The sequence below is a fragment of the Mesorhizobium sp. M7A.F.Ca.US.014.04.1.1 genome (assembly GCF_003998745.1).
In the GTDB taxonomy this organism is placed as follows: domain Bacteria; phylum Pseudomonadota; class Alphaproteobacteria; order Rhizobiales; family Rhizobiaceae; genus Mesorhizobium; species Mesorhizobium ciceri.
This window is the reverse complement of the sequence record NZ_RZRW01000434.1, coordinates 1-4,929: the sequence shown is the minus strand read 5'-3', so window position 1 is coordinate 4,929 and position 4,929 is coordinate 1. Positions and strand designations below refer to the sequence as shown.

Here is a 4,929-nt window from a genome sequence, read left to right as displayed (position 1 = left end):
GCGCATGCTGTCGGGCATGCTGCGGCCAAGTTCCGGCGAGGTGAAGCTTGGCGGACGCGGGCTGGACAGGATTTCGGCCGCCGAGCGGGCGCTGCATATCGCCGTTGTCGGCCAGACCGACCAGCCCGATCCGCGGCTGGCGGTGATCGATTATGTCGAGCTTGGCCGGGTCCCGCACGCCGGGCTGCGGCGCAGGCGCGAGGAACGCGATATCGCCGTCGAGGCGCTGCGCCGGACCGGCCTGCTGCCGCTGCTTGGCCGCACCGTCGGCTCGCTGTCGGGCGGCGAGCGCCAGCGCGCCCAACTGGCGCGCGCCATCGCCCAGCAGCCCAAAATCCTGTTCCTCGACGAACCGACCAACCATCTGGACCCGCGCGCCCGCGGCGAACTGCTCGACCTCGTGGCAGGCTTTGAGATGACGGTGATCGCGGTGCTGCACGATCTGGCGCTGGTAGCACCCTTCGCCACCAGGGTGGCGGTGATGAACCATGCCCGTCTGCAAGCGCTCGCCGCACCGCGCGAAGCGCTGGCCCAACAGCTGATCCGCGAGATTTTCGGCATCGATGTGCTGCGCCTGCGCCATCCAACCGAGGATCGAGAGTTGACGGTGTTCGAGGTTCCGAACCGTGCCGCGCCGCCGTCGTGATTGAAGCCGTTCCATAGTCGACCCGATCCCACCCACAAGGAGCATACCCGTGAAACGCCTCGCTTTTTCGCTTGCCGTCTCGCTGCTGACCTCGACCGCCTTCGCCTTCCCGGTAACCGTCGACAGCTGCGGCAAGCCGCTGACCTTCGACGCGCCGCCGAAGCGCGCTGTCATCCACGATCTGAACATGGCTGAGATGGCTTTCGCGCTGAAATTGCAGCCGTCAATGGTCGGCCTGACGGGCATCACCGGATGGTACAAGGTCGGTTCCGAATTCAAGGCAGAGCAGGGTTCGATCCCGGAGCTGGCGCCGAAATATCCGACGCTCGAAAACCTCGTGGCCGTGGAGCCGGATTTCTTCTTCGCCGGCTGGTACTACGGCATGAAGCCGGGTGGCGAGGTGACGCCCGACACGCTTGCCCCGCACGGCATCAAGACGCTGGTTCTGACGGAAAGCTGCGTCCATCTCGACAAGAGCCGCCCCGCCGCCTCGATGGACCTGCTCTATGGCGACGTCGAAAAGCTGGGCAAGATCTTCGGCAAGGAGGCCGAGGCTGAAAAGCTTGTCTCTGGCTGGAAGGCGCAGCTCGCCGACATCACCGCCAAGGTCGGCAGCGCCAAGGGCACGCGGGTGTTCCTCTACGATTCCGGCGAGGACAAGCCGTTCACCGCAGGCAAGTTCGCCATCCCCAGCGCCATGATCACTGCCGCCGGCGGCGACAACATCATGGCTGACATGGACACCAGCTGGGGCAACACGGATTGGGAAACGGTGGCGTCGCGCAATCCGCAATTCCTCATCCTGCTCGATTACCAGGACGGTGGCGGCTACAGGAAGCTGCTCGATTTCCTGAAAGCGCATCCGGCCATGAAGGAGACAGACGCGGTCAAGAACGAGCGCTTCGTCGCCCTCCGCTACGCCGAGCTGACGCCTGGACCCGCCAACATCGAAGCGATCGACAAGATCGCCAAGGCCATGCACCCGGAAGCATTTTGAGCTTGCGCCATCCGGCATTTGCGTTGGCCATGCTGGCGGGAGCGGCGGCGATCGCCGCTCTCGCTCTGCTGTCGATCGCCTATGGCTCGACGCTGATCCCGCTGGCCGACGTTGTAGCAGCGCTTGGCCGCGCAATCGGCTTAGGCGGGCACGACGTGTCCGGGCCGGTCGGCAAGATCGTCGTCGATCTGCGGCTGCCGCGCACGATCCTGGCCATCTGCGTCGGCGCGGGCCTCGGCGTCGTCGGCGCGCTGCTGCAGACAGTGACCCGCAACGATCTCGCCGATCCGTTCCTGTTCGGCCTGTCGTCGGGCGCCGCCGCCGGTGCCGTTTCCGTCATCACCGTCTTCGGCGACAGCTTTGGCATCTGGACGTTGCCGGTCGCGGCCTTCACCGGCGGCATATTGGCCGCCGGCGTCGTCCTGCTGCTGGTCGCGCGGGTGAGGGGCCAAGGGCCGGAGCGGCTGATCCTCGCCGGCCTTGCCGTGTCCTTCATGTTCACCGCCTTGACCAACTACCTGGTCTTTGCCGGCGACCAGCGCGCCGCCCACTCCGTGTTGTTCTGGACGATGGGCGGCCTTGGCCTGGCGCGCTGGGACAATATCTGGCTCGGCGCGCTGGGTGCGGGCACCATTCTGGCTTACGCGCTGTGGAACCACCGCCGGCTCGATGCCTTCCTGGCCGGCGAAAACGCCGCCGAAAGCCTTGGCGTGCCAGTGGCGCGCATGCGCCGAATGACGTTTCTCGTCGCCGCCTTCTCGACGGCGATCCTGGTCTCTGTCGCCGGGGTCATCGGCTTCGTCGGGCTGATGATCCCGCATCTGTCGCGGCCGCTGGCAGGCCCCTTGCATCTGCGCCTGGTTGCCAGCTGCGCCGTCTTCGGCGCGGTGCTTTTGCTGGCCAGCGATCTTCTGGCCCGAACGCTGCTGCCGCCGCAGGAACTGCCGATCGGCATCATCACCAGCTCGGTCGGTGCGTTCTTCGTCGTCACCATGCTGATCCGCAACCGGCTTTGAGCGCCTTTGGCAACCGGTCGCCGGATCACACAGTCCAGAAATAGCGCACGATGTGGAAGAACACCGGGGCGGCGAAGACCAGGCTGTCGGTGCGGTCCATCATGCCGCCATGGCCTTCGATGAGATGGCCCCAGTCCTTGACGCCCTGGTCGCGCTTGATGGCCGAGGCGACCAGCCCGCCTAGGAATCCCATCGAGCAGGCGACGAAGGCCACGCCTGCCGCCTGCAGCGCCGAGAAGGGCGTCACGAACGACAACAGCGCGCCGAGCAGGCTCGCCGACACCAATCCGCCGATCAGCCCTTCCCAGGTTTTCGACGGCGAGACGTTCGGCGAAAACCGGTGTTTACCAAACAGCTTGCCGAAGATGTACTGCAGCACGTCGCTGCCTTGCACGACGATGATCAGGAAGGCGATCAGCAGCAAGGTGCGGCCTTCGAAGCCTGGCACGTCGAGTGTCAGCAGGGCGGGGACGTGGCTGACGCAATAGACCGAGATCATCACCGCCCATTGCTGCGCGGCGATCCGCTCGAGGAAGCGTTCGGTGTCGCCATGCAGCGCCGTGATGGCCGGCATCAAGAGGAAGCAGTAGACCGGAATGAAGATGACGAAGAGCCCGTACCAGGCGGTCCACACCAGCCAGTACTGAAACGGGATGATGATGCCGAACATGCCGAGCAGCACCCAATGGTCGCTGCGGCGCGTATGCGTCAGCGTCACGAATTCGCGCAGCGCGGCGAAGGAAATCAGCGCAAACAGGATGGTCATCCCGTAACGGCCGAAGAAGAAGGCGACCGTCATCAGCGCCACCATCACCCACCAGGCGTTGATGCGCTGCGTGAGATTGACAAGCGTCGAGCTCAGCGGCTTCGGCGCTCGCGCCGAAAGGATGGTGGCGACGATGCTGGCGGTGGTCAAAACCGCCAGCAGGCCGATGATCAGGATGGAGATCTCGTGGCGCATCAATCGTCTCGCTCGGGACGCGGGTTGAGCGCCAGAAGCGCGGCGTGGGCGCGCTCGAGAAAGGCGCGGCGTTCTTCGCCCGGGCCAACCGCGACAGGCGCGCCGAAAACGACGCGGCACAGCAGCGGCACCGGCAGGAACTGGCCCTTGGGCAGCACGCGCGACATGTTCTCGATCCAGCACGGGATCAGCTCGACCTCAGGCCGCGCCGTCGACAGATTGTAGAGCCCGGAGCGGAACGCCAGCAGCGGCTCTTCGGTCATGTTGCGTGTGCCTTCGGGAAACAGGATAAGCGAGTGCCCTTGGTCGAGAACCGACAGCATGATCTCGATGGGGTTTTCCTCAGGTCTCGTCCATTGCCGGTTGATGAGCACGGACGACAAGATGTCCTGCGCGATAAAGCGGCGCAGCCGCGACTTCCCCCAATATTCGCCTGCGGCAACAGCATGGGTGATCGCGCGCTCCCTTTCGCTGAGACAGGCCGACAAAAGGATGAAGTCGCCATGGCTGGTGTGATTGGCGAAATAGATGCGCTGCCGCTCGGAGGGCAGGCTGCCGTTCCAGATCGGCCGCACCCCGGTCACCATCCGGGCCAGAGCCGACAGGCCGACGGAGGTTACCGTCTGCAGCAAGGTGAAGGTCTTGAGCGAAAGCTTGTTCATCGCGGCGCCCAAAACCCTGCCGCCAGAAGCGCTGCGGCAAACAGAGCCAGGGCAGCGCGTTGCTTGAACAGCAAGCGGCTTGTGCCGGCCATGCGGTCATCGAGCAAGCGTGTCGCGAACGGAGCCGGTTTCAGGCGCATGCGCGCCAACATGTCATCCACCGCGGCACCGCCGGAAGCTTCGTCGTCATGGCTCGCCATCAGTCGGAACAGCAGCGCGTCGAATGCCAGCAATGCCGACAGCGCCAGCACAGCAACCGCGCTCGCGGCGGCGATCGACAAAGCGATGGCCGCGGGCAAGGTCTCGAAGGCACCGCGCGCCGACGCGGCTAGAGGCGCAAGGACATTTGCGGTCAGCACGATTGCGGCCGGCCACGCGGCCTGTCGCATCAGCATGCCGGCGAAGCGGTCGGTGCGGTCCTGATAGGTATTGCCTGTCATGACGCCGCCCGCCCAGTGGCCTCTGCAAGGTGGACCGGCCGGCCGGCGGCCGCGAGCATCTCGCGGGCGAGCGTCGGCGTCCCGGCCCTGCCGGTCGCCACCAGCCATTCGGCGACGACGCCGGCGCTGCGCTGGAAGCCGAGCGCGCAGCACACCAGGACGGTGCCGTCGCGGCGTGCATTCTCCAGCGCGCCGGCTGCCGGTTGC

General features: G+C 65.7%; 6 protein-coding genes and 1 pseudogene. 3 read left to right on the top strand and 4 right to left on the bottom strand.

The genetic code is table 11. The features are described from left to right. The 3 genes from EOA22_RS24260 to EOA22_RS24250 form a co-directional block, all read left to right on the top strand. On the top strand, positions 1–646 hold a 646-nt coding region (locus tag EOA22_RS24260), incomplete at its 5' end, for an ABC transporter ATP-binding protein (protein WP_164755774.1). 49 nt (positions 647–695) lie between these two features. Continuing rightward, positions 696–1,643 carry an ABC transporter substrate-binding protein gene (locus EOA22_RS24255; RefSeq protein ID WP_063167714.1) on the top strand — a complete coding sequence of 316 codons (948 nt, stop codon included), beginning with the start codon at positions 696–698 and terminating at the stop codon, positions 1,641–1,643. A gap of 29 nt (positions 1,644–1,672) precedes the next feature. Then, complete coding sequence (locus EOA22_RS24250) at positions 1,673–2,659, top strand: iron ABC transporter permease (protein ID WP_081714386.1); 987 nt, start codon at positions 1,673–1,675, stop codon at positions 2,657–2,659. A gap of 25 nt (positions 2,660–2,684) precedes the next feature. Here EOA22_RS24250 and EOA22_RS24245 read toward each other — a convergent pair whose 3' ends face one another. The 4 genes and pseudogenes from EOA22_RS24245 to EOA22_RS24230 form a co-directional block, all read right to left on the bottom strand. Further along, the gene (locus EOA22_RS24245) at positions 2,685–3,620 is read right to left on the bottom strand and encodes a phosphatidate cytidylyltransferase (protein ID WP_063167715.1); all 936 of its coding nucleotides are present in this window, start codon (positions 3,618–3,620) and stop codon (positions 2,685–2,687) included. Continuing rightward, complete coding sequence (locus tag EOA22_RS24240) at positions 3,620–4,282, bottom strand: lysophospholipid acyltransferase family protein (protein ID WP_024504853.1); 663 nt, start codon at positions 4,280–4,282, stop codon at positions 3,620–3,622. Before EOA22_RS24240 ends, EOA22_RS24245 begins: the two co-directional genes overlap by 1 nt. Continuing rightward, a complete protein-coding gene (locus EOA22_RS24235) occupies positions 4,279–4,722 on the bottom strand; it encodes a hypothetical protein (RefSeq protein ID WP_024504852.1) in 444 nt (147 codons plus the stop codon). Before EOA22_RS24235 ends, EOA22_RS24240 begins: the two co-directional genes overlap by 4 nt. Beyond that, positions 4,719–4,929 (bottom strand): annotated as a pseudogene (locus EOA22_RS24230) (serine/threonine protein phosphatase); the annotation flags it as partial. The gene EOA22_RS24235 and the pseudogene EOA22_RS24230, both read right to left, overlap by 4 nt.

What these genes read in the sequence shown, in the direction of transcription:
- EOA22_RS24250 (WP_081714386.1), top strand. Translation starts at nt 1,673, where the DNA reads ATGCTGGCGGGAGCGGCGGCGATCGCCGCTCTCGCTCTGCTGTCGATC.
- EOA22_RS24245 (WP_063167715.1), bottom strand. Translation starts at nt 3,620, where the DNA reads ATGCGCCACGAGATCTCCATCCTGATCATCGGCCTGCTGGCGGTTTTG.
- EOA22_RS24240 (WP_024504853.1), bottom strand. Translation starts at nt 4,282, where the DNA reads ATGAACAAGCTTTCGCTCAAGACCTTCACCTTGCTGCAGACGGTAACC.
- EOA22_RS24235 (WP_024504852.1), bottom strand. Translation starts at nt 4,722, where the DNA reads ATGACAGGCAATACCTATCAGGACCGCACCGACCGCTTCGCCGGCATG.